We start from the raw sequence: 1022 nt of genomic DNA on the forward strand, positions 1-1022 counted from the left end.
CGTCTCAACGCGGAAGTTCGTTTACTCCTTGAAAACGAAATGGGGATCGTTTGGCTCGTCGGAGAGATATCCAACTTCTCTGCTCCTGTTTCCGGTCACTGGTACCTCACCCTTAAAGATTCTCGTGCTCAAGTAAAATGTGCCATGTTCCGTGGTAACAATCGTCGCGTTACTTTCAAACCTGCAAACGGCAATCAAGTTTTAGTTAAAGCCCGTCTGTCTCTGTATGAGCCACGTGGTGACTACCAATTGATCATCGAAAGCATGCAGCCTGAAGGCGATGGTCGCCTACAACAAGAGTTTGAAGAGCTTAAGATGAAGTTGGCAGCGGAAGGTTTGTTCGCTCAAACCAACAAACTGCCACTACCAGAGCATCCAAAGCGTGTTGGTATCATCACTTCTAAAACAGGTGCTGCGCTTTACGACATATTGGACGTTTTAAAACGCCGTGATCCTTCCCTACCCGTGGTGATTTATCCGACCATGGTCCAAGGTGATGACGCAGCCATTCAAATTGCCCAAGCAATCGGTCGTGCTAATAGCCGAAATGAATGTGATGTATTGATTGTTGGTCGTGGCGGCGGCTCTCTAGAAGACTTATGGTGCTTTAACAATGAGATCCTTGCTCGCACTATTGCTGCAAGTCAAATCCCGATCATTAGTGCTGTGGGCCATGAAGTCGACATGACGATTGCCGATTTTGTTGCCGATGTGCGAGCTCCTACTCCATCAGCTGCCGCTGAACTGGTTAGCCGTGACAATAGCCATAAAGATCAATCGCTTGTAGCGAAACAGCATAAACTAGCTAGTGCGATGCGCTACTACTTAGCACAGCAAAAACAGCAAGCAGCGCAACTTCTCCACCGTTTAGAACGCCAACATCCAAGTTATCAGTTGCAGCGTCAGTCACAGCAACTCGATGAGCTGGATATGCGTTTGCGTAGAGCTATGCAGCGCTTCATCGATACACGTCAACAAGCCGTTGAGCGTAAACACCACCGTCTGCAATTAAACTCTCCTGT

The 1022-nt window shown here is 47.9% G+C and carries 1 protein-coding gene; it reads left to right on the top strand.

Annotated features, from left to right (window positions below):
• Positions 1–1022: exodeoxyribonuclease VII large subunit (gene xseA / locus R7O12_RS27060; protein WP_318127142.1), on the top strand; the 1022-nt coding region annotated here is incomplete at both ends.

The organism is Vibrio sp. Vb1574 (assembly GCF_033338675.1).